General features: G+C 62.5%; 25 protein-coding genes and 1 pseudogene. 19 read left to right on the top strand and 7 right to left on the bottom strand.

Annotated features, from left to right (window positions below; all coding sequences use genetic code 11):
- A pseudogene (locus MOV61_RS19100) lies at positions 1–271 on the bottom strand (MarR family transcriptional regulator); the annotation flags it as partial.
- A 119-nt stretch (positions 272–390) separates the two neighbouring features.
- On the opposite strand from MOV61_RS19100, the gene MOV61_RS19095 reads away from it, so the two are divergent.
- The 10 genes from MOV61_RS19095 to MOV61_RS19050 all read left to right on the top strand — a co-directional run bounded on the left by MOV61_RS19095 (position 391) and on the right by MOV61_RS19050 (position 10,119).
- Entirely contained in the window at positions 391–1,923 is a 1,533-nt protein-coding gene (locus MOV61_RS19095) for an MDR family MFS transporter (protein ID WP_247137702.1), read from the top strand.
- Positions 1,924–1,960: 37 nt separating this feature from the next.
- Positions 1,961–2,971 carry a ligase-associated DNA damage response exonuclease gene (locus MOV61_RS19090; protein WP_247137701.1) on the top strand — a complete coding sequence of 337 codons (1,011 nt, stop codon included), beginning with the start codon at positions 1,961–1,963 and terminating at the stop codon, positions 2,969–2,971.
- Positions 2,972–3,194: 223 nt separating this feature from the next.
- Positions 3,195–4,820: a cisplatin damage response ATP-dependent DNA ligase gene (locus tag MOV61_RS19085; protein WP_247137700.1), complete on the top strand. Its 1,626-nt coding sequence runs from the start codon at positions 3,195–3,197 to the stop codon at positions 4,818–4,820.
- Between the two features lie 107 nt (positions 4,821–4,927).
- Entirely contained in the window at positions 4,928–5,881 is a 954-nt protein-coding gene (locus MOV61_RS19080) for a S9 family peptidase (RefSeq protein WP_247137703.1), read from the top strand.
- 48 nt (positions 5,882–5,929) lie between these two features.
- Positions 5,930–6,157, top strand: coding sequence for a hypothetical protein (locus tag MOV61_RS19075; protein WP_247034250.1), 228 nt, complete (start codon positions 5,930–5,932; stop codon positions 6,155–6,157).
- On the top strand, positions 6,154–6,879 hold the full coding sequence (locus MOV61_RS19070) for a nucleotidyl transferase AbiEii/AbiGii toxin family protein (protein WP_247137699.1): 726 nt from the start codon (positions 6,154–6,156) through the stop codon (positions 6,877–6,879). Before MOV61_RS19075 ends, MOV61_RS19070 begins: the two co-directional genes overlap by 4 nt.
- Before the next feature lie 65 nt (positions 6,880–6,944).
- The gene (locus MOV61_RS19065; protein WP_247137698.1) at positions 6,945–7,769 is read left to right on the top strand and encodes a L,D-transpeptidase; all 825 of its coding nucleotides are present in this window, start codon (positions 6,945–6,947) and stop codon (positions 7,767–7,769) included.
- Positions 7,770–7,995: 226 nt separating this feature from the next.
- Positions 7,996–8,697 (top strand): L,D-transpeptidase, encoded by a 702-nt coding sequence (locus MOV61_RS19060; protein WP_247137697.1) that lies wholly within the window; start codon positions 7,996–7,998, stop codon positions 8,695–8,697.
- Positions 8,698–8,764: 67 nt separating this feature from the next.
- The gene (locus MOV61_RS19055; RefSeq protein ID WP_247137696.1) at positions 8,765–9,649 is read left to right on the top strand and encodes an aminoglycoside phosphotransferase family protein; all 885 of its coding nucleotides are present in this window, start codon (positions 8,765–8,767) and stop codon (positions 9,647–9,649) included.
- Positions 9,650–9,711: 62 nt separating this feature from the next.
- The gene (locus tag MOV61_RS19050) at positions 9,712–10,119 is read left to right on the top strand and encodes a DUF6766 family protein (protein WP_247137695.1); all 408 of its coding nucleotides are present in this window, start codon (positions 9,712–9,714) and stop codon (positions 10,117–10,119) included.
- Between the two features lie 56 nt (positions 10,120–10,175).
- Here MOV61_RS19050 and MOV61_RS19045 read toward each other — a convergent pair whose 3' ends face one another.
- Both MOV61_RS19045 and MOV61_RS19040 read right to left on the bottom strand, forming a co-directional pair.
- Positions 10,176–10,661 (bottom strand): MarR family winged helix-turn-helix transcriptional regulator, encoded by a 486-nt coding sequence (locus MOV61_RS19045; protein WP_247137694.1) that lies wholly within the window; start codon positions 10,659–10,661, stop codon positions 10,176–10,178.
- Positions 10,633–10,824, bottom strand: coding sequence for a hypothetical protein (locus tag MOV61_RS19040; protein ID WP_247137693.1), 192 nt, complete (start codon positions 10,822–10,824; stop codon positions 10,633–10,635). Before MOV61_RS19040 ends, MOV61_RS19045 begins: the two co-directional genes overlap by 29 nt.
- Here MOV61_RS19040 and MOV61_RS19035 point away from each other — a divergent pair.
- On the top strand, positions 10,823–11,245 hold the full coding sequence (locus tag MOV61_RS19035; RefSeq protein ID WP_247137692.1) for an organic hydroperoxide resistance protein: 423 nt from the start codon (positions 10,823–10,825) through the stop codon (positions 11,243–11,245). The genes MOV61_RS19040 and MOV61_RS19035 overlap by 2 nt on opposite strands.
- A 51-nt stretch (positions 11,246–11,296) precedes the next feature.
- On the opposite strand, the gene MOV61_RS19030 is transcribed toward MOV61_RS19035, so the two are convergent.
- Complete coding sequence (locus MOV61_RS19030) at positions 11,297–11,755, bottom strand: MarR family winged helix-turn-helix transcriptional regulator (RefSeq protein WP_405029333.1); 459 nt, start codon at positions 11,753–11,755, stop codon at positions 11,297–11,299.
- A 53-nt stretch (positions 11,756–11,808) separates the two neighbouring features.
- Here MOV61_RS19030 and MOV61_RS19025 point away from each other — a divergent pair, with 53 nt between their 5' ends.
- From MOV61_RS19025 to MOV61_RS19000, 6 genes are all read left to right on the top strand, one after another.
- Positions 11,809–12,561, top strand: a complete 753-nt coding sequence (locus MOV61_RS19025; RefSeq protein WP_247137691.1) for a thioredoxin family protein — start codon at positions 11,809–11,811, stop codon at positions 12,559–12,561.
- 41 nt (positions 12,562–12,602) lie between these two features.
- Positions 12,603–13,082 carry a DUF1579 domain-containing protein gene (locus MOV61_RS19020; RefSeq protein WP_038548889.1) on the top strand — a complete coding sequence of 160 codons (480 nt, stop codon included), beginning with the start codon at positions 12,603–12,605 and terminating at the stop codon, positions 13,080–13,082.
- 60 nt (positions 13,083–13,142) lie between these two features.
- Complete coding sequence (locus MOV61_RS19015; protein WP_247137690.1) at positions 13,143–13,955, top strand: VOC family protein; 813 nt, start codon at positions 13,143–13,145, stop codon at positions 13,953–13,955.
- 211 nt (positions 13,956–14,166) lie between these two features.
- Complete coding sequence (locus MOV61_RS19010; RefSeq protein WP_247137689.1) at positions 14,167–14,850, top strand: alpha/beta fold hydrolase; 684 nt, start codon at positions 14,167–14,169, stop codon at positions 14,848–14,850.
- 24 nt (positions 14,851–14,874) lie between these two features.
- On the top strand, positions 14,875–15,438 hold the full coding sequence (locus MOV61_RS19005) for a dihydrofolate reductase family protein (protein WP_247137688.1): 564 nt from the start codon (positions 14,875–14,877) through the stop codon (positions 15,436–15,438).
- A gap of 71 nt (positions 15,439–15,509) precedes the next feature.
- Positions 15,510–16,040 carry a dihydrofolate reductase family protein gene (locus tag MOV61_RS19000; RefSeq protein WP_247137687.1) on the top strand — a complete coding sequence of 177 codons (531 nt, stop codon included), beginning with the start codon at positions 15,510–15,512 and terminating at the stop codon, positions 16,038–16,040.
- A gap of 41 nt (positions 16,041–16,081) precedes the next feature.
- Here MOV61_RS19000 and MOV61_RS18995 read toward each other — a convergent pair whose 3' ends face one another.
- On the bottom strand, positions 16,082–16,840 hold the full coding sequence (locus MOV61_RS18995; protein WP_247137686.1) for an SDR family oxidoreductase: 759 nt from the start codon (positions 16,838–16,840) through the stop codon (positions 16,082–16,084).
- 126 nt (positions 16,841–16,966) lie between these two features.
- Between MOV61_RS18995 and MOV61_RS18990 the strand changes: the two genes are divergently transcribed.
- On the top strand, positions 16,967–17,362 hold the full coding sequence (locus MOV61_RS18990; RefSeq protein ID WP_247137685.1) for a helix-turn-helix domain-containing protein: 396 nt from the start codon (positions 16,967–16,969) through the stop codon (positions 17,360–17,362).
- Positions 17,363–17,649: 287 nt separating this feature from the next.
- Here the strand turns inward: MOV61_RS18990 and MOV61_RS18985 are convergent, their stop codons facing one another.
- On the bottom strand, positions 17,650–19,170 hold the full coding sequence (locus MOV61_RS18985; RefSeq protein ID WP_247137684.1) for an ABC-F family ATP-binding cassette domain-containing protein: 1,521 nt from the start codon (positions 19,168–19,170) through the stop codon (positions 17,650–17,652).
- Positions 19,171–19,596: 426 nt separating this feature from the next.
- On the opposite strand from MOV61_RS18985, the gene MOV61_RS18980 reads away from it, so the two are divergent.
- A complete protein-coding gene (locus MOV61_RS18980) occupies positions 19,597–19,902 on the top strand; it encodes an alkylphosphonate utilization protein (RefSeq protein WP_247034273.1) in 306 nt (101 codons plus the stop codon).
- Between the two features lie 321 nt (positions 19,903–20,223).
- On the opposite strand, the gene MOV61_RS18970 is transcribed toward MOV61_RS18980, so the two are convergent.
- Positions 20,224–20,432 (bottom strand): helicase HerA-like domain-containing protein (locus tag MOV61_RS18970; RefSeq protein ID WP_247137683.1); only part of this gene is annotated, 209 nt, incomplete at its 5' end.

Below are 20,432 nucleotides of genomic sequence, written 5' to 3'. Positions count from 1 at the left end.
CCACCAGCCGGCTGCCGCGCGAGGGGTCGATGCGCATCGCCTCGGCGATCGCCCCCACCGTCACCTCGCCTTCGATGCGGCGCATCACATCCAGCACGTCGAGATGCGAAATTTCCAGGCCCGGCGCGATATTGGCAATCGCCGTGCGGCCGATGATCCGCCGGCCGATCAGGATCCGCATCCGCCCGAGCATTTCGCTCACGCGGGCCACGTCCTCGGGGGAGGGTGAGGCGGCAGCGGGTTTCGGGTTTAAAAGGCTCTTGCTCGTCATGTCGCCGAACATATCAAAGCCCATAAAGCTTTCCAACCGTTCTTTGCCCTGCGCATCAAAGTGCCGTTGACAATTATATGCTGAAGGCACATAAATTTTAGGACACTTTGGATTGACCCATGGATATGACCCGTCCGGCCCATGTGCCGCTCGTCGCCAACCACCGCCAGCGGTTGGTGATCTTCTGTTTTTTGCTGACGGCGCTGTTCATGGCGACGCTGGACAACCAGATCGTCTCGACGGCGTTGCCGACGATTGTCGGCGAGTTCGGCGAACTGGAGCGTTTTGGCTGGATCGGGTCGGCCTATCTCCTCGCCAGCAGCACTTCGATGCCGATCTACGGCAAGCTCGGCGATCTGTTCGGCCGCAAATACGTGATGCTGGCGGCGATCGTCATCTTCACCGTCGGTTCGCTCACCTGCGGGCTTGCCTGGTCGATGGATTCGCTGATCGCCTCGCGCGTGCTGCAGGGCTTTGGCGGCGGCGGCATCATGGTGTCGATCTTCTCGATCAACGCCGACCTGTTCGAGCCGCGGGAACGGGCGAAATACCAGAGTTATTCGAGCCTGGTGATCATGGCCTCCGGCAGCCTCGGGCCGCTGCTCGGCGGCACGATGAGCGAACTGTTCGGCTGGCGGTCGATCTTCCTGATCAACCTGCCGATCGGCATCATCGCGGTCACCGGCATATCGCTTCTGCTTCCCTATCGCCGCCCGATCCGCAAGCCGAAGATCGACTATCTCGGCGCAGTCCTGCTGGCGGGAACCGTTGCCAGCGTCGTCGTCTGGGCCGATAGCGTCACGCTGTTCGGTTCGCTGGTCGCCTGGCAGTCGATGGTGGTCGTGGCGGCGGGCGCGCTCTGCGCCGTGGTCTGGGTCTTCATCGAGGGGAAGGTGCCGGAGCCGATCGTGCCACTGAAACTGTTCCGCGATTCGACCTTTTCCCTGTTCCTGATCGTCTCCTTCTGTACCGGCGCGGTGGCGATCGGCATGGCCAATTATTTCGCGCTCTTCCTGCAGACGACCACCGGTCTGTCGCCGACGACCGCAAGCTTCTGTTTTGTCGCCACGACCCTCGGCATCGTCATCGGCTCGCTGTCGACCGGCCGGCTGATCTCGATCACCGGCCGCTACAAGCCGTTCACGCTGATCGGCCTGTCGCTGAATATCGTTGCCTTGTTCATCTTCTCGCAGCTTCCGGTCGGTACCCCGATCTATGTCATCCTCGGCTTCATGCTGATGCAGGGCCTGGCAATCGGCTTCGGCCAGCAGGCGCCGATCATCGGCGTTCAGAATTCAGCCCCCCGCGAGGATGTCGGTGCCGCCACCGGCGCCGTGACGCTGATGCGCATGGCCGGCGCCTCGATCGCCATCTCGGTCTATGGCGCGATCGTCGCCGCCGGCATCCGGGGCGTCGGCACCAGCATCCCGGGCGTCGAGGATATCGGCTCGCTGACGCCGCTGATGATGCTCGCATTGCCCGAACCGTCGCGGATCGCGGTCCACACGCTCTACACCGAGGCCTTCACGCCCGTGTTCATGGCCGGCAGCGCCATGGCGCTGATCGGCCTCATCGCCGCCCTGATGCTGAAACCGGTCCGCCTGCCGCAGGCGGTGATCGCCGAAAAGAAGCCGGCCACCGCCTCGGAGTGATCTGGCGTCCGACCGTTTTTGCCCTATCTTCAAGGGCATGAAACCAGAGGCGCTGCTTCATCCCACCCCGGCCGGGCTGTTCTGCCCCATCGGCCGTTTCCATGTCGATCCGGTCCGTCCCGTCGAGCGGGCGCTGATCACCCACGGCCATTCCGACCACGCCCGCGCCGGCCACGCCAAGGTTCTGGCGACGCGCCAGACGCTCGACATCATGCGGCTTCGCTACGGCGAGGACTTCTGCGGCGAGGAGCAGGCGGCCGCCTTCGGTGAGGAGATCGATGTCGAAGGCGTGCGGGTGAGTTTTCACCCCGCCGGCCATGTGCTCGGCTCGGCCCAGATCGCCATCGAGAGGCAAGGTCTGCGCATTGTCGTTTCGGGCGACTACAAGCGCGGCGTTGACCCAACCTGCGTGCCCTTCGTGCCGGTCGCCTGCGACGTCTTCATCACCGAGGCGACCTTTGGCCTGCCGGTCTTTCACCACCCGGACCCGAAAGACGAAATCGACAAGCTGCTGACCTCGCTGAAGCAGTTCCCCGAACGCAGCCATCTCGTCGGCGCCTATGCGCTCGGCAAGGCGCAGCGGGTCATCCGGCTGATCCGCGATTGCGGCTATTCCGAGCCGATCTTCATCCATGGCGCCTTGGCAAAACTCTGCGACTACTATGTCGGCCAGGGCATCGATCTCGGCGACATAAGACCCGCGACCATCGAGAAGAGCAGCCCCGACGCCTTCAAGGGCGCGGTCATCGTCGGCCCGCCCTCGGCCTTCCAGGATCGCTGGGCACGCCGCTTCAATGAACCGCTGATCGCCTTTGCCTCCGGCTGGATGATGGTGCGCCAGCGCGCCAAGCAGGGCGGCGTCGAACTGCCGCTGGTCATCTCCGATCACTGCGACTGGCCGGAACTACTGTCGACCATCGAGGAGATCGACCCATCTGAAGTCTGGGTGACACACGGCCGCGAGGAGGCGCTGGTGCGCTGGTGCGAGCTGAAGAACATCCCGGCAAGGCCGCTGCATCTGGTGGGTTACGAGGACGAGGGGGATTGATGGGGATGGACTTTTCCGCTCGTGCCGCCGACACCCCCCTCTGCCCGGCCGGGCATCTCCCCCTCAAGGGGGGAGATCGGCAAGACGCGCCTGCGTCGCCCAGTCTTCGACGTTTGCTGGTGGCTAAACATTGCCGCGATTCGATCTCCCCCCTTGAGGGGGAGATGCCTGGCAAGGCAGAGGGGGGTAAGCTACACGCCGCGCCCTCAAAGAGGGGGCAAAAGTGAAACCCTTCGCCACTCTCTTGGACCGCCTCGTCCTCACCCCGTCGCGCAACGGCAAGCTCACCCTTCTCGCCGACTATTTTCGCGATACGCCCGATCCCGACCGCGGTTACGGCCTTGCCGCCTTGGCCGGCGGCCTCGATCTGAAAAGCGTCAAGCCCGCCATGCTACGCGACCTCGTGCTGGAGCGCATGGATCCGGTCCTCTTCCAGTATTCCTACGACTATGTCGGCGATCTCGCCGAGACCATCTCGCTGGTCTGGGACGGCACCCGCAAGGACGAAATCGATGACGATCACCAGCCGCGCCTCGGCGAAGTCGTCACCAGAATGAACTCGCTCGGCCGCACCGAAGTGCGCTCCGCCGTCCGCGACCTGCTCGACAAGCTCGATACGTCGAGCCGTTTTGCTTTCCTGAAGCTCGTCACCGGTGCGCTGCGCATCGGCGTTTCGGCCCGCCTCGCCAAGCAGGCGCTGTCGGATATGAGCGGAAAAGACGTCACCGAAATCGAGACGCTCTGGCATGGATTGACGCCGCCCTATGAACCGCTCTTCGCCTGGCTGGAGGGCAGGGCGGACAAACCGGTCCTCGCCACGCCGGCGATCTTCCACTCGGTCATGCTGGCCAATCCGGTGGAGACCGGCGATCTCGAAAAGCTGGATCCCGCCGATTACGCCGCCGAGTGGAAATGGGATGGCATCCGCGTGCAGATGTCGAGCTACGGCGGCACGAAGAAGCTCTATTCCCGCTCCGGCGACGACATCACCGGCGCCTTTCCGGACGTCGTCGGGTCTATCAATTTCGAGGGCGTCATCGACGGCGAACTGCTGGTCGGCGGCACCGCCCGGTCCAACAATCCGACGCGCACCTTCTCCGACCTGCAGCAACGGCTGAACCGCAAGACGGTGACAACCAAGATGCTCGAAGACTACCCGGCCTTCGTGCGCGCCTATGACCTGCTGTTCGAAAGCGACCGCGATATCCGCGCCGAGACATTTTTCGAACGTCGCAGGCGGCTCCGCGACGTGATCGAACAGGCGCCGCACGACCGTTTCGATCTCTCCGAACTCGTGCCGTTCAGCACCTGGGACGAGCTCGACCGCATTCGCATCGCGCCACCCGATCCGGTCATCGAAGGGGTGATGATCAAACGCAAGGACAGCCCTTATCAGGCCGGCCGCCTCAAGGGGCCATGGTTCAAGTGGAAGCGCGACCCCTACAATATCGACGCGGTGATGCTTTACGCCCAGCGCGGCCACGGCAAGCGGTCGAGCTATTATTCCGACTTCACTTTCGGCGTCTGGGCGGAAACGCCGGATGGCGAGGAACTGGTGCCGGTCGGCAAGGCCTATTTCGGCTTCACCGATGTGGAGCTCGAAGTGCTCGACAAATTCGTCCGCGACAACACCGTCGATCGCTTCGGCCCGGTTCGGGCGGTGCGTGCGGAACCGGATTTCGGTTTCGTGCTGGAGGTCGCCTTCGAGGGCATCAACCGCTCGACCCGCCACAAGTCGGGCGTCGCCATGCGCTTTCCGCGGATCGCCCGCCTGCGCCAGGACAAGCTGCCGCGCGACGCCGACCGGCTGTCGACGCTGACGGCAATGGTGGATGCCAAGGCGAATTAGGCGGTGCCGTTCCCGAATCGTTGAATGGACAGCGCCTTTCACGAGTGCTGAAATCAGATTCGCGCGCAACGGAAGAAATGGATTCCGCAGACATGGCATCAAAAGACATGGCATCAGACCGCATCATTGCCCCGAATTCCCGCTCGATACGCGACGGCGTCACACGCCGGACGCTTTTGGCGGCCGCCGCCGGCGTTTCGGCCGCTGCCATGTTGCCGGCCGCGGCGCGCGCGGAATTCCCCATTCCGGACGTTCCTCCGCTTGAGAAGGAAGACTATGGCGAAGCCCGCAAGCGGTTCCATACCAATCTCTTGAGGAAGGGGCCTTCTCCTGAACAGTCTGCCCCGCTCGGCACGCCCGCAGGCGCCAGGAGGGTGATGTATCGCGGCGGCCCGGATGGCTCGATCGAACTGATCGCCTGGATCTCCTCCTATGAGCCTTCCGCGAAGCTGAAGCCCGCGGTTCTTTTCCTGCACGGCGGCAACGCCACGGGTGACGGCCATTGGGAGCTGATGAAGGCCTATTGGGAAGCCGGCTACGTCGTCATGCTGCCCTCGTTCCGCGGCGAGAACGGCCAGGCCGGCAATTATTCGGGCTTCTACGACGAGACATCGGATGCGCTCGCTGCCGCAAGCTACCTGGAGGACCTGCCGGGGATCGACAAGAACCGCTTCTTCCTCGCCGGCCATTCGAATGGCGGCACGCTGGCGCTGCTCGCCTCGATGACCCGAAAATTCCGCGCCTCGGCGCCGATCTCGGCGGGTGTCAATTCCTGGCGTTATTTCGGCCGCTTCGAGCGCGAAGTCCGTTTCGACGAAAACGACCAGCAGGAATTCGTCATGCGCTCCTCGGTCTGTTTCGGCCACAGCCTCAAATGCCCGACGCTGCTGCTGCGCGGCACCGAGGAACGCCCCTTCGATGCCGACCACCAGCTGCTGATGGATCGGGCAAAATCGACAGGCGTTTCCATCGAGGCAAAGCTCTTGCCCGGCAACCATAACGGCGTCGTGCCGGGCGCGGTCGCCGAGAGCATCCGCTTCTTCAACCAGGTGATAGGGTAGGGTCGAGTGCCCCTGTCATTTTGACGATTTTCGCACTATCTTTCGACCATGGAAACTGCGCAGGACCGCACCATTATTCCAGCAGATTACCCGGAGCTGAAGCAGCTCGTCTGGAGCCGCGATCCGTTGCGCCCGATTCCGGCCGAGGAGGTCTTCTCCATCTATGAGCGCAATTGGCGTTTTGTGGATGAACGCGGCCTCACCAGGCGGGAGGCCGATCTCATCGAGGATCTGGCGCGGGCCTTCGGTGGGGGCGTGATGCTCAAATCCCGATGAAAGATTTCGTTCTCCCCGAACATCGGATCATTGCCGAAGCTCTCTCGCGGATGGATCACCAATACCTTGTCGCGAACGAATGCTGGTTCGGTGGCGGTACTGCGATTGTGTTGAAACTTGGCGAGTATCGGCGTTCGCTGGATGTTGATTTTCTTTGCGCGTCCTCGGACGGTTATCGTGAACTCCGCAGCGCTGCGACCGAGCGGGGTCTCAAGGCTTTTTTTCCGGAATCGATAAAGGCGGTGCGGGATTTTCGCATCGACCAATACGGTCTCCGGACGGTTTTCGAATTCAGGGAACAGCTGATCAAGTTCGAGATTATCCGCGAGGGACGAATTGCTCTGAACGGCGAAATGGATGCCGATCTTCTGATACCGGCCTTGCTTCCTGAAGACATGTTTGCCGAAAAACTGCTCGCCAACGCGGACCGCGGCCAGGATCGTTCGGTGGCTTACCGTGATGCTTTCGATCTCGGGGTGCTGGTTGAGCATTTTGGAGCGATTCCGGGGGCGGCGGTCGAAAAGGCAACGGCCGCTTACGGCGCGGATATAGGACGCAAACTGGCTTGGGTCGTAGATCGACTGCAGGATGCCGAAGAGCGCAATGCGGCCGCCCATTCCCTATTGATGAGACCGGATATGGCGCTCAGGGCGATCTGCGAATTGCGACGCGAGACCGTCCGCCTTTGGCCGGAGCTCGAGGTTCGCTCGGACGATATTTGATCAGCCTCGCGCCAGCCGCATCTGCGATGGTCGGCCCAGACGTCATCTGCTGGAAGCGGGTTCCCATGCCATTCTCCTTTCGATCTTTCCGCCGAACCCTTGGGCTTTCCGTCACGCTCGCTGCGACCGCTGCGGTCAGCGGCTGCCAGATTCCCTTGGTCACCGATACCAGCCGCATGAACCCAGACGTCTTCGTCCAGGAGACGTCGCCGGTCTTCAACGTCGCACCCTATGCGGATCCGCCGTCGAACCAGCCGCCTCCGATGCCGGGTGCCATTCCGCACAAGCGCCAGCTCTATCCGTCGACTTTCCACCAGACCTACGGGTTGCCGATTTCCAACCCGGTCCACCGGGCGATGTATGGCGTGATCCGCGATGACGGCCACACGCTTCCGGCAATCCCTTATTCGCGCATCGATGCCCGCTATCTGCGCCAGGACGTTGATTACCGAACCAGCGAGGCGCCGGGCACGATCGTCGTCGATACCAGGGAGCGCTTCCTTTATCTCGTGCAGCCGGGCGGCAAGGCGATCCGTTACGGCGTCGGCCTCGGCAAGGCCGGTTTCGCCTGGCAGGGCCGCGGCGTCATCCAGCGCAAGGCGGAATGGCCGCGCTGGACGCCGCCGGACGAGATGGTTGCCCGCCAGCCGGATCTGCGCAAATTTTCGGCCGCCGAAGGCGGTGCCAATCCCGGGCTCAACAATCCGCTCGGCGCCCGCGCGCTCTACATCTTCAAGGATGGCCAGGACACGCTCTACCGGGTGCACGGCACGCCGGACTGGCAGTCCGTCGGCAAACAGACCTCGTCCGGCTGCGTGCGCATGTTCAACCAGGATGTCATCGACCTCTTCGACCGCGTGCCCTCGGGCACCCCGATCGTGGTCCTCTGAGCGCGGCAACAGGCTTGGCAATAGACGGAAAGGGCGGCGGTGCCGCTCTTTTTTGTTTGATTCATCTCATGGGTTTGAACCGCCGTGTAGGTCTCGTGAATAGTTGATTAACGACCGCAGACCTATCTTCCCTGCGGAAGGAGCGAGTCGGAACTTTTCGGCCGCCCTGCCGTTAAAGAGCGATTTTGCTGTTCCCTGCGTTTCCTATCGGACGGTCCTGCCTCAGATGATCCTGAACCCTTCGTTTTCCCGCCGGAGTTTTTTGTCTCTCCTCGGTGCGGGCGCGGCCTCCACGCTTGCCGGCTGCGCCTCATCGGTGCCGCGTCCGCTGGCGACCACGGTTGCCTTCCGACCGGAGCCCATTGAAGGTCCCTCGTCGGAACTGGATGTCATGTACGGCTCCATGGTCGACGGCGGTTTCGTCATTCCGGCGATACCCTATCGGCAGATTAACCCGCGCTATTACCGCCAGCAGGTCGTCGATCCGACCGGTGAGCGTCCAGGCACCGTCGTCGTCGATACCGCCTCGCGTTTCCTCTACCTCATCGAGCCGGGCGGCACCGCGATGCGTTACGGCGTCGGCATCGGCCGCGAAGGGTTCGCCTGGCAGGGCGAGGGCGTCATCCAGTGGCGGCAGAGATGGCCGAAATGGACGCCGCCGGACGAAATGGTCGCCCGCCAGCCGGAACTCACCAAATATTCGGCCAAGAACGGCGGCATGCCGCCCGGCCTTCTGAACCCGCTCGGTGCCCGCGCGCTCTACATCTTCAAGAACGGCCAGGACACGCTCTACCGCCTGCACGGCTCGCCGGAATGGAACTCGATCGGCAAGGCCGTCTCGTCGGGCTGCGTGCGGCTGATGAACCAGGATATCATCGACCTCTACGACCGCGTGCCGGAAAAGGCGCGTATCGTGGTGTGGCAGTAATCTCTGTCACAGACGCTTGCTCATCATCCCCGGCGCAACCTAGATTTGCGCCGAAAGGGATTTGCACATGGTCGAGATCGACACCGCTCTCGTGAAAAACCTGATAGCCGCCCAGTTTCCCGATTGGGCGGATTTGTCCGTGCGGCCGGTCGCGAACGGCGGCTGGGACAACCGCACCTTCCATCTCGGCGAGACCATGCTCGTGCGCCTGCCGAGTGCCGAACGTTATGTCGCGCAGGTGGAGAAGGAGCACCGCTTCCTGCCGGCGCTTGGTCCCCGATTGCCGCTTCCCATTCCAGTCCCCCTCGGGCTGGGAAAGCCGGGCGAAGGTTATCCCTGGCCCTGGTCAGTCTATGCCTGGATCGCGGGCGACCGGTCCAGTCTTCAAACGATCGCTAACCTGACCGTTTTTGCCGAGGATCTGGCCGATTTCCTGCTGGCCCTCTGGAAGATCGACGCATCCGACGGCCCGCTTGCTGGCCCGCACAATTTTTTCCGCGGCGGATCGCTTCAAGTCTATGACGCGGAGACACGCCGCTCGATCGATATCCTCTCCGGCGAAATCGATGTGCCGCTGATCACCGAAATCTGGGAACGGGCGCTCGCCTCGACCTGGAAGAACAGGCCGGTCTGGGTGCATGGCGACGTCGCCGAAGGCAACCTGCTCGTCCGGGACGGACGGCTTGCCGCTGTGATCGATTTCGGCAGTTCCGGCATCGGCGACCCGGCCTGCGACCTCGTCATCGCCTGGACCCTGTTCGATGAACCGGCAGCCCGCGCCTTCCGCAATCGAGTAAGGCTCGACGCCGAGACCTGGGAAAGGGCGCGCGGCTGGTGCCTGTGGAAAGCGCTGATCACGGTTGCCGGCGAACCCGGCACAAATCCGCTGGTCAAGGATGAGCATCGCCGCTGGATCGACAGGATCGTTGCGGATCACCTCGGCCAGACCTGATCTCTACGGGAACTAGGCTGGAACTTTTCCGTTGAATTGCGTGAAATGTTCTGGAGGAAGTCGTGCAGCAGAATTCACTATGGCGAGCCTATAGCTACGCTTGGATCACCTTGGCATTTTTTGCTTTCAGTCTTGTCGGACATTGGCTGTTCGGCTGGTTCGCCTTTGTCCAGGAACAGGCCGAGCACGGACAGCCGGTGGAATTTTCCCCCTATCTGGTGGAAATGCTGCGGGATACGTTTGAAAACTGGCAATCGGAATTCCTGCAGCTGCTCTGGCAGGTCGGCGGGCTCGCCTTCTTCCTGTTTCTGGGCTCGCCGCAATCGAAGGAAGGCTCCGATCGGCTGGAGGCGAAGATCGACGTCATCCTGCGCAGAGTGGATCCCGCCGATGGCGAAGGCGTGATCCGGGAACTGGACGAACGTTATTCGGGCCGCCATACGGACGAGCCGGAAGCCCACAAGACGTGAGCGGCGCAAGTTCTGCCACCCTCGCGTTGACCGGTCTCGACCGGCGATGGAGACCATCAGACAGCGGACAGCGCCTCTTTTTCGCTTCCCGCCTTTGTCAGCCTCCCCTTGAGCGCGACAAGTTCGTCGCGCAGGGCCATGGCTTCCTCGAAGCTGCAGCCGGTGGCCTTGCCGATTGCTGCGGTGACCCCGGCCGCCTGGGCTTTCAGCTCTCTGCCCTTTTTCGTCAGCAAAATCTTCACCTGCCGCTCGTCGTCGCGGTCACGCTTGCGGGCGACGAGGCCGGATTGTTCGAGCCGCTTGAGGAGAGGGGAGAGCGTGCCGGAATCCAGCCCCAGCCGGTCGCCGATCGCCTTCACCGGCTGGTCGTCCTCCTCCCAGAGCGCGATCATCACCAGGTATTGCGGATAGGTGAGGCCGAGCGGTTCCAGCAGCGGCTTATAGGTGCGGGTGAAGGCATGCGCCGCGCCGTAGATCGCAAAACACAGCTGCGCATCGAGCTCGATCTCGAAATTATCCGCGTTGCGCGCTTTTTTCTGCATGGCCGGTCCTGCCTTCACGTGCCTGTGCTCTATCTTTTTCGGCAAGCGCATTTTCGCAGGCTTGACGACGAAATGCAATGCGCGTAATTAGATTGTGCGCAATTTGATTGCGGACAATTTTTAACCCAGCACGACTATCAAAGACCAAGGGAGTTAAACCCATGCCTATTCTCTACACCACCAAGGCTTCTGCCACCGGCGGCCGCGCCGGCCATGGCGCCTCCGAAGACGGCGTTCTCGACGTCACGCTGACCATTCCGAAGGAACTCGGCGGCGACGGCGCCCGCGGCACCAATCCGGAACAGCTCTTCGCTACCGGTTATTCCGCCTGCTTCCTCGGCGCACTGAAGAACGTTGCCGGCAAGGAAAAGGTCAAGATCCCGGATGACGCCAAGGTCACTGCAACCGTCGGCATCGGCCCGCGCGACGACGGCAAGGGTTTCGGCATCGAAGTATCTCTCCTGGTGGACATTCCGGGCATGGACAAGGCCCAGGCCGAAGACCTCGTCGCCAAGGCCCATATCGTCTGCCCCTATAGCCACGCGATGCGCACTTCGACCGAAGTGCCGGTCTCGGTCGCCTGATCGTTCTGAAGATTTCCGAAATGGAAAGCCGGCCGCTTGCGCCGGCTTTTTCTATTTGATCCCGCCCAGCGTCGCCCGCAGTTCTGCCGGTCCGCCTTCGCCAAGCTCAGCGTCGATCTCCGCATGCACCCGCTTCCAGATCGGCAGGGCGGCCGACAGCATGGTCATGCCGTCATCTGTGAGGCGCAGCAGCCGGCCGCGCCGGTCCTTCGGATCGACGGTGGTTTCCACCAGGCCGCGCCGTTCCAGCACTTTCAGTGCCGCCGTCAGCGTTGTGCGGTCCATCGCGAGCAGGGTGGCGACCTGGCTCATCGGCGCCGGCTGCGGCCGGTTCAGCGACATCATCAGCGAGAATTGCCCGTTGGTAAGCCCGATCGGCTTCATTGCATTGTCGAAACGCCGGGCCAGCGCCCGCGCCGCCCGCTGCACATGCAGGCACAGGCACGTGTCGCGTACCAGCAGCGTCGTTGAAAAGGGAATCACTTCGATGGTCGGGGTGTTTGACAGCATCGGAAGAGTATGTTGATATCAACTTATTCTGTCAAGCATAGGAGGAGCCTGTCATGGATGTCACCATGTCCCCGAAAAACCCTGTCGTCAGCCGCGAGGAGTGGCTGGAAGCCCGGCGCAAGCTGCTGGCTCTGGAAAAGGAAGAGACCCATCTGCGCGACAAGGTGCGCGCCGAGCGTCAGGCAATGCCCTGGGTAAAGGTCGACAAGGACTACGTGTTCGACACTCCGAAGGGCAAAAAGTCGCTCGCCGAACTGTTCGACGGCCGCAGCCAGCTGCTCGTCTACCATTTCATGCTCGGCCCGGACTGGGATGCCGGCTGCCTCGGCTGTTCATTTCTCTCGGACCATATCGATGGCGCTCTGCCGCATCTCAACAACCACGACGTCACCTATGTCGCGGTGGCCCGCGCGCCGCTCGACAAGATCGAGGCCTACAAGAAGCGCATGGGCTGGAAATTCCCCTGGGTCTCGTCCTTCGGCAGCGATTTCAACTTCGATTATCACGTCTCCTTTACCAAGGAAGACCTCGCCAAGGAGAAGGTGTATTATAACTTCCGCGAGGTCCCGCCGTCAGAGGCGCATGACGAGCTGCCGGGTCTTTCCGCCTTCTACAGAAACGAGGCGGGCGAGATCTTTCATACCTATTCCAGCTATGCCCGCGGCGGCGAAGAGCTGATTGGCACGCTGATGATCCTCGACCGGGCACCACTTGGCCGCAACGAGGATTCGACGATGAATTTCGTCAAGCGCCACGACGAATACGATGAGAAGCCACAGGAGACGGCTTCATCCTGCTGCCATTGAACGGGTTCATTCTGGCGCTTCGAAAAGAGGAGGAGGAAAAGATGAGCACGATGGAAATGCCCAAGCCGCAGGTCGAACACGGCTTTCTGGAAAGGATGGTCGGCCTCTGGGAGGTGACGTCCACCAGCATGGGCCATGACGAAAAATGGGTCGAGGTCTGCCGGTCGCTGAACGGCATCTGGTTCGTCGCCGAAGGCAGCGGCGAGATGCCGGGTGGCGGTGGCCCCGCCACCACCATTCTCACTCTCGGCTACGATCCGGCCAAGGGCAAATATGTCGGCACCTGGCTCGGCACGATGATGAACCATCTTTGGGTCTATGAGGGGGAGGTATCGGACGACGGATCGACGCTCAATCTCTATACGACCGGCCCGGATTTCGCCAATCCCGGCAAGACCGGCGACTACCGCGAGCAGATCATCTTCACCGATGACGATCATCGCGTCTTCAATTCCAGCGCAAAACAGCCGGACGGTTCCTGGAAGCAGTTCATGGAGGCGAACTACGCCCGCAAGCGCTGAGCCTTGCGTGTGTCCAATTCAACGCGTCGGTCGACGCAGTCATTCGTAGAGGAGACGACCATGTTGCAGACCGTTACCGGGTCTCGATCCGAGACCCATGGCAAATTCATCTGGGTCGAGCTGATGACGCCTGATACCGATGCCGGCGGAAAATTCTATTCGTCGGTGGTCGGCTGGAAGGTCAAGGAAATGTCGATGCCCGACATGCCCGCCTATTTCCTGTTCGAGATGGGAGAGGGCGACAATCGGCCGGGCGTCGGCGGCATGATGAACTTTCCGCCGGAACTCGAAGGCAAGATCCCGCCGAACTGGACCGGTTATGTCGCAGTCGACGACGTCGATCAGATGGCCAAGGACTATGTCGCTAATGGCGGCCGCGTCCAGCGTGAGCCGGAGGATATTCCGGGCATCGGCCGTTTCGCGGTCGTCGCCGATCCGCATGGTGCGGTCATCTGCATCATGACGCCGATCCCGCCGGAGAACCCGCCGCAGGCACTGGCGCCCGATGCCGTCGGCAATGTCGGCTGGCGGGAACTTTACGCCGGCAACGGCAAGGAAGCCATGGACTTCTACGGCAAGATGTTCGGCTGGACGCTCGACCACGACTTCGACATGGGCCCGATGGGTACCTACCACATCTTCTCCCATAACGGCCGGCAGATCGGCGGCATGATGACAAAGCCGGCGGAAGTGCCGATGGCCTGCTGGTGCTACTATTTCATTGTCGACTCGATCGACGCCGCCATCGCCCGTTTGACGGCAGGCGGCGGCAAGGTCGTCCATGGCCCGATGGAAGTTCCCGGCGGCTCCTGGATCGTCCAGGCGCTCGATCCGCAGGGCGCTTTCTTCGCGCTGACTTCCGCGAAGAAGTAAGCGGCACAGTCTGTTTTGGCAGGTGTTGGCTGTTTTGGCAGGTGTTGGCCCTCATTCTGAAGTGCATGTGGAGGCGTTGAAAAAAGACGCCGGCATGTCGCCAAAGGGTGAGGGCCTTCCCTTTTTATGCTTCGAAAAACTGATTGCAAAATGGAACTGGTTTGGTAGGTTGGAGCCAATTGCAGATCGCAACTGGTTCAAGGGGAAGGTTATGTCCGATTCCAAACTGACATTCCTGATCGCCCACGGCGCCTGGACCGGCGGCTGGTCGTGGGAGTGGGTGCTGACCCGCCTGCATGCCAGGGGCCACCGCGCCTACGCGCCGACGCTGACCGGGCTTTGCGAGCGCAAGCACCTGGCCAGCCTCTCCGTCAACCTCGACACCCATATCGACGACATCGTCAACGAGGCGGTCTACAAGGACCTGACGGATATCGTGCTCGTCGGCCATTCCTATGGCGGCATCGTCGCCACCGGCGTCGTCGAACGTATGCCCGAGCGCATCCGCTCGATCGTCTATGTCGAGGCCTTCATCCCCGAGGACGGCATGAGCTTCACCGACTACGATCCGGAGGGAGATTATTCCGCGCCGATGATCCCGGTGCCGGAAGGCCCCGGCGGCCATATGCGCGAAGAGGACGAGCTGTGGGCCGCACCGAAGGCGACGCCCCAGCCTTCCGGCACCCTGCGGCAGAAGTTGAAAGTCACCGGCGCCTATCAGCGTGTCCCGAAAAAGACCTTCATCGTCGCGACCGGCTGGGACGGGCCGTTTGGCCGGATGTCGGAGAAATATCGCGGCGCTCCCGGCTGGACCGTGCATGAGCTTGCCTGCGGCCACGATATCCCGATCGACATGCCGGACGAACTGACGGCACTGCTGATCGAGACGGCCTGATGAGGAACGGTTAAGGAGCGGCCGATGGCAAAACTGGTGTTCGAGATGATGATCTCGCTCGACGGCTATATCAACGACGCCCGGGGCGATTTCGACTGGGGACATATCGACGCCGAGGTGCATGGTCACGCCAACGGGGAGGGGCGCCGCTGCGGCCTCGCCGTCTACGGCCGGCGCATGTACGAGACCATGGCGTTCTGGCAGACCTATCGGGGCGATACGCCGTTCGAGGCGGAATATGCGGAAATCTGGCGGCAGACCGACAAGATCGTCGTCTCGAAGACCTTGACCGAGCCGAAAACGCCACGCACGAAACTGGTGACTTCCCTCGATGTCGATGCGATGCGCGATCTGAAGGCGCAAACCGGGCGGGATATTTTCGTCTCCGGCCCGACGCTTGCCGCCGACTATCTGGATGCCGGCCTGGTCGACGAAATCGGCATCTATTACGTCCCCGTCGCGGTCGGCGACGGTACGCCGATGTTCCAGACCCGGAACAAGGTGAAACTCGCGCGCACCGAAGAAGTGCCCTTCGCCAACGGTACCGTCTTTATCCGCTACGACGTCCTGAATGGATCTAACGGATAGAATCTGGGGCTCGGTACCAGAGCGGATGCCGCCTCAAAATATTCCGAATACCCTGGGGGAGATTTTGCAGCATGGCGAAACTCGTTTTTGGAATGAACCAGTCCCTGGACGGTTATGTCGACCATCAGGAAATGGCGACCGGGCCTAAGCTCTTTCGTCACTGGATAGAGCATGTGCGCGATCTGGCGGGCAGCGTTTATGGCCGCCGCATGTACGACACCATGCGTTATTGGGACGAAGACCGCCCCGAGTGGGATGCCGAGCGCCACGAGTTCGCCGCGGCCTGGCGGCGCCTGCCGAAGTGGGTCGTGTCGCGCTCGTTGAAGTCGGTCGGCCCCAACGCCACGCTTGTTGATGATGATGTCGAGGCGATGGTCCGTGGCCTGAAGGCTAGGCTCGTCGGGGAGATTTCAGTGTCCGGACCGGACCTGGCAGGAAGCCTGACGAACCTTGGCCTTATCGATGAGTACCGGCTCTACCTCCACCCCGTCGTGCTCGGCCGCGGCAAGCCATTCTTCACCGGCCCGCGGCCACCGCTCCGCCTTGTTTCCACCGACCGCGTTGGCGAGGACGTGATCAGGCTGACATACGTGCCCGCCTGATCGCGCGTCTCGCCAGACCGATTGCGTCGCCGCGTCGGCAGTCAGTGGCTCATCGAATTGATGCCGTTGAACATCGCGTCGAAATTGCCGTTCTCGACGGCATAACGCAGCGGCTTGCAGCGTTCGACGACGACTTCCTTGACGTCCGGCTGCCGTGTCAGGATATCGATGACCTCGGAGATGAAATCGGCAAGCGGCATGGCGTTCGGGTCGCTCGCCTGGCGCTCGCTCATCAGCGATGTCTGCACATAGGGCGGCACGATCTCGATCACCTGCGGCCCCGCCTCCTTGAGCTGCTCGCGGATCGCCATCGAATAGGAATGGATGGCGGCCTTGGTGGCGGAATAGGTGGGCGTCAGCGCCATCGGCACGAAGGCAAGGCCAGAGGAGACGGTCAGGATCGCGGCATCTTTCTGGGTGCTCAACTGTGGCAGCAGCGCCGCGATCAGCCGGATCGGGCCGAGCAGGTTGGCGGTGATCGTCTGCTCGGCCGTCGAGAGATAGTCCGAGCCGGCGCCGATATGCTCCGGCACCATGATGCCGGCATTGTTGATGACGGCGTTCAGCGACGGATAGGCCGCCGCGAGCTCGGCCGAGAATGACTTGATTGCTTCGGCATCGGAAAGATCGAGCACCATGCCTTTCATGCCGGGATTGGCGGCGGTCACCGCGTCGAGCGTTTCCCGGCGCCGCCCGGTGATGATCACCTGGTTGCCGAGCGCATGGAACGCCTCGGCGAGAGCCCGGCCGATGCCCGAATTGCCGCCGGTGATGAGGATCGTATTGCCGTTCATTTTCATGGTCTTCGCCTTTCCGTGTTGCGTGGCCGGAAAATACGGCTATCAATCTCTTCTCGGAAGAAGGCACCCGAAAGATTTATACGCACCAAAAGGAGAGTGACTGTGGATCAAGGAATTCGCCCGTCGATGCGGTCACCTTCGGGTCGCGAAATTCCCGATGAGATCGATCCGGTTCTGGAAGAGCTGGTGCGCGGCATCATCGGCCAGGTGGCCGACAAATGGACCATGCTGATCCTCGAAGTCCTGGAAGAACACGGCACGCTGCGCTTCACCCAGATCGGTAAGCTGACCGGCGGCATCAGCCAGAAGATGCTGACCCAGACGCTGCGGCAGATGGAACGCGACGGTTTCGTGTCGCGCAAGGTCTATCCGGTCATCCCGCCGAAAGTCGAATACAACCTCACGGAACTCGGCCGAAGCCTCAGCGCCGCCTTCTGCGCGGTCTGGGAATGGGCAGCGGCGCGCCACGCCGATATCGAGGCGGCGCGAAAAGCCTTCGAGGAGCGCAACGGGAAAGCCTGAGTTTTTCTCCTTATGGAGGGGAGGAGGTATTTCCTTATCCGGCTGCCACCACCGTTTCCCCGTTTTGACGGCCGGACGATCGCATATGGGACGTGAGACGGTGCGGCGTCCCTAACCCTCCCCCTTGTGGGGAGGGTGGCCGGCAGGCGGGAGGGGTTCGGCTTCGGAACGAAGTCCCCTCCCCAACCCCTCCCCACAAGGGGGAGGGGCTCCACGCACCGTCGTCCCCTCACATGCTATCGCCCTACCGCGAGCGGGGAAAAGGGTGAGGAGCAATTTCTATCGAGTCAGCCACGGCTCGCCGTAAAGAAGCTCTCCGGCCCCTCCACCTCGATCAGCTGCCGGCCTTCCACCTGCCAGAAACGGGTGCCAACCACCCGCACGAAACTGCGGTCGTGGGAGACCAGCAGGCAGCTTGCCTGGTGCGCCATCAGCTCGCTTTCCAACGCCTCCTGCCCGTCGATGTCGAGATGGTTGGTCGGTTCGTCGAGCAGATAGAAATTCGGCTCGCGCAGCCTCAGCGCCAAAAGGCCGAGCCGCGCCTTCTGCCCGCCCGAAAGCTCTGCCACCGGCCGCGCCTGCATCTCCACGGTGATGCCGATGCCGGCGAGCAGCGAGCGGGCCTTCTGGTCGCCGATGTCGAACCGGTGGATGATCGTTTCGTGCGGCGTCTGCCGGTCGTCGAGATCGGCGAGCGACTGGTCGCCGTAACCGAGGATCAGCGTCGGCGTCGCCTTGATGCCGGCGATCGTCGCGGAAGGTTCGGCGATCGCCCGACGCAGCATCGTCACCAGCCGCGTCTTGCCGGTGCCGTTGCGGCCCAGCAGCACGATACGGTCGCCCTGGCAGATGAACTGCTTGCCGGTCCTGAACAGAAGCGTGCCGTCCGGCGTCGTCACCGCCGCATCCTCCAGCGTTACCAGCACCTTGGCATGGGTGCCCCGATTGGCGAGGCGGATCGCGCCGGCCGAGCGTTCCAGATGCGCCGGCCTTGCCGCGTCCTCCAGCTTCTCGGCGCGTTCTTTCAGCTGCTTGGTCTTGACCACCAGCAGGTCGCTGCCCGAATTGATGCCGATATTCTTCAGCTTCGCCGCCTGCCGGCGCAGCTGGTCGGCCGTCTTGATGTCGCGTTCGTAGCGCTTGGCATCCGCCGCATCCGCCTCGTCGAGCGCTGCCCGTGCTCTGGAATAGGGGAGGGAGAAGGCTTGAGAGTTCTCCGGCCGCAGGAAAAGCGTGCGGTTGGTCACAGTGTCGAGAAAGGCGCGGTCGTGGCTCGACAGGATCACCGGCATGTCGCGGGGGAGCGCGTTCAGCCAGTCTTCCAGAAGCGCGATCTTGGCAAGATCGAGATGGTTGGTCGGCTCGTCGAGCAGCAGCGCGTCCGGCTCGGTCACCCAGGCCCGCGCGATCAGCGCCAGCCTCTGCCAGCCGCCGCTCAGCGCGGCAAGCGGCCGTTCGCGCAATCCCTCCGGCACCTCCATCCCTTCAAGCGCGACATCGGCACGCCAGCTTTCGCTGTCGATCTGATCCGCCGGCAGCGCCTGGAGCACGGCCTCGCGAAAACTCGCCTGCATCAGGGCGGGCGGCACATTCTGCTCCACCATGCCGATCGTCAGTCCCCGGCTTCTGGTGATCTCGCCCTCGCTCGCATCGAGCGTGCCGGCGATGCATTTCAAGAGCGTGGACTTGCCGCGCCCGTTGGCCGCGACGATACCGATCCGGTCGCCGGCATTGATGCTGAGGTTGAGCCCGGAAAACAGCGGGCTGGACAGGGTGATTCCGAGATTGCGGAGGTTGATGAGGCTCATTTGTCGTTCTCTGGTCTTGGCTTGCAGGCACAGGACATCGCGGGCACTCGCGGCCATCGTCGATGTCATGCACAGTTTGCAGCGTGTTCGGAAATCGCAGCTATGCACGAGCGGGCGCTCGGCGCTGCGGGCCACGAAGGGCAGACCAGGAAGGTGTATTTTAAGAGAAACGGCCTCTGGTCAGCCCTGCAAACGCATTTGCAGGGCGTCGACGGGACCACGCGTCCGGTAGTACCGGAAATAGAAATTGTGCACGTGACCCTCCTTTCTCTTGAATGGCACAATGGCCAAATATCATCGCATATGGGCGAATGCAACCGGACGACGCTCGGCCGGCATATTGCCGCGGAGCTTGCTCAGGGCGGTTCGGCTGCTATAAGCGGCCACCGCCGACCGGCGAATTGTTGATTTTAAGGAGCGACGCCGATGGCTGGCGATGATGACGAATACGTCTATGACGAAGCGACCGGCGAATGGCGCCCGGCGTCCGAACTGGCTGCGGCCGCAGGTGCCGGTGCCGCCGAGGTTCGCGACGCCTCCGGCACCCTCCTCAAGGACGGCGATTCCGTCACCCTGATCAAGGACCTCAAGGTCAAGGGCGCCGGCCAGACCCTGAAGCAGGGCACGGTCATCAAGTCGATCAAGCTGACCGACAACCCGGAAGAAATCGACTGCCGGCATGAGGCGATCAAGGGCCTCGTGCTGCGGACGGAGTTCGTGCGCAAGCGGTGAGAAGTCGGGTCGCTGCCAAGCTTACTCGCTTTGCGGGCGGCGCCGCACCCCCCTCTGCCCTGCCGGGCATCTCCCCCTCAAGGGGGGAGATCGGCCAGAGGCGGGCTCCGAATTCTCTTTTGGGCGACGGCCCATTAGCCTTGGGCGACAATGTATATCAGCGCTAACCCTCGACCTTGATTGGGGCACGGTGCAAGCCCCATCCGATCTCCCCCCTTGAGGGGGAGATGCCCGGCAGGGCAGAGGGGGGTATCACGGGCGCGACAGCCAACTAGCAACCGAAATCCGACAAGCCTCCCCGCGAATTAGCCCGGCGCTCCCCTACCGCTTCAAGCTCCCCAAGATCCCGCGCACGATCGCCCGGCCGACCTGCGTCGCAACCGTCCGGGTCACGCTCTTCATCGCTGCTTCGATGATCGTTTCGCGCTGATAGCCGGAGCGGCGCGGCTGGGCGCGGTTCTGGTCGTTGTCGTCGTCCTTGCCGCCGAAGCCCGGCAGGGTCCAGCCGGTCGTCTCGCCGGAACCGGCGG

Source organism: Neorhizobium sp. BETTINA12A (assembly GCF_023006485.1).
In the GTDB taxonomy this organism is placed as follows: domain Bacteria; phylum Pseudomonadota; class Alphaproteobacteria; order Rhizobiales; family Rhizobiaceae; genus Neorhizobium.
This window is presented reverse-complemented; position numbering and strand designations above follow the sequence as displayed.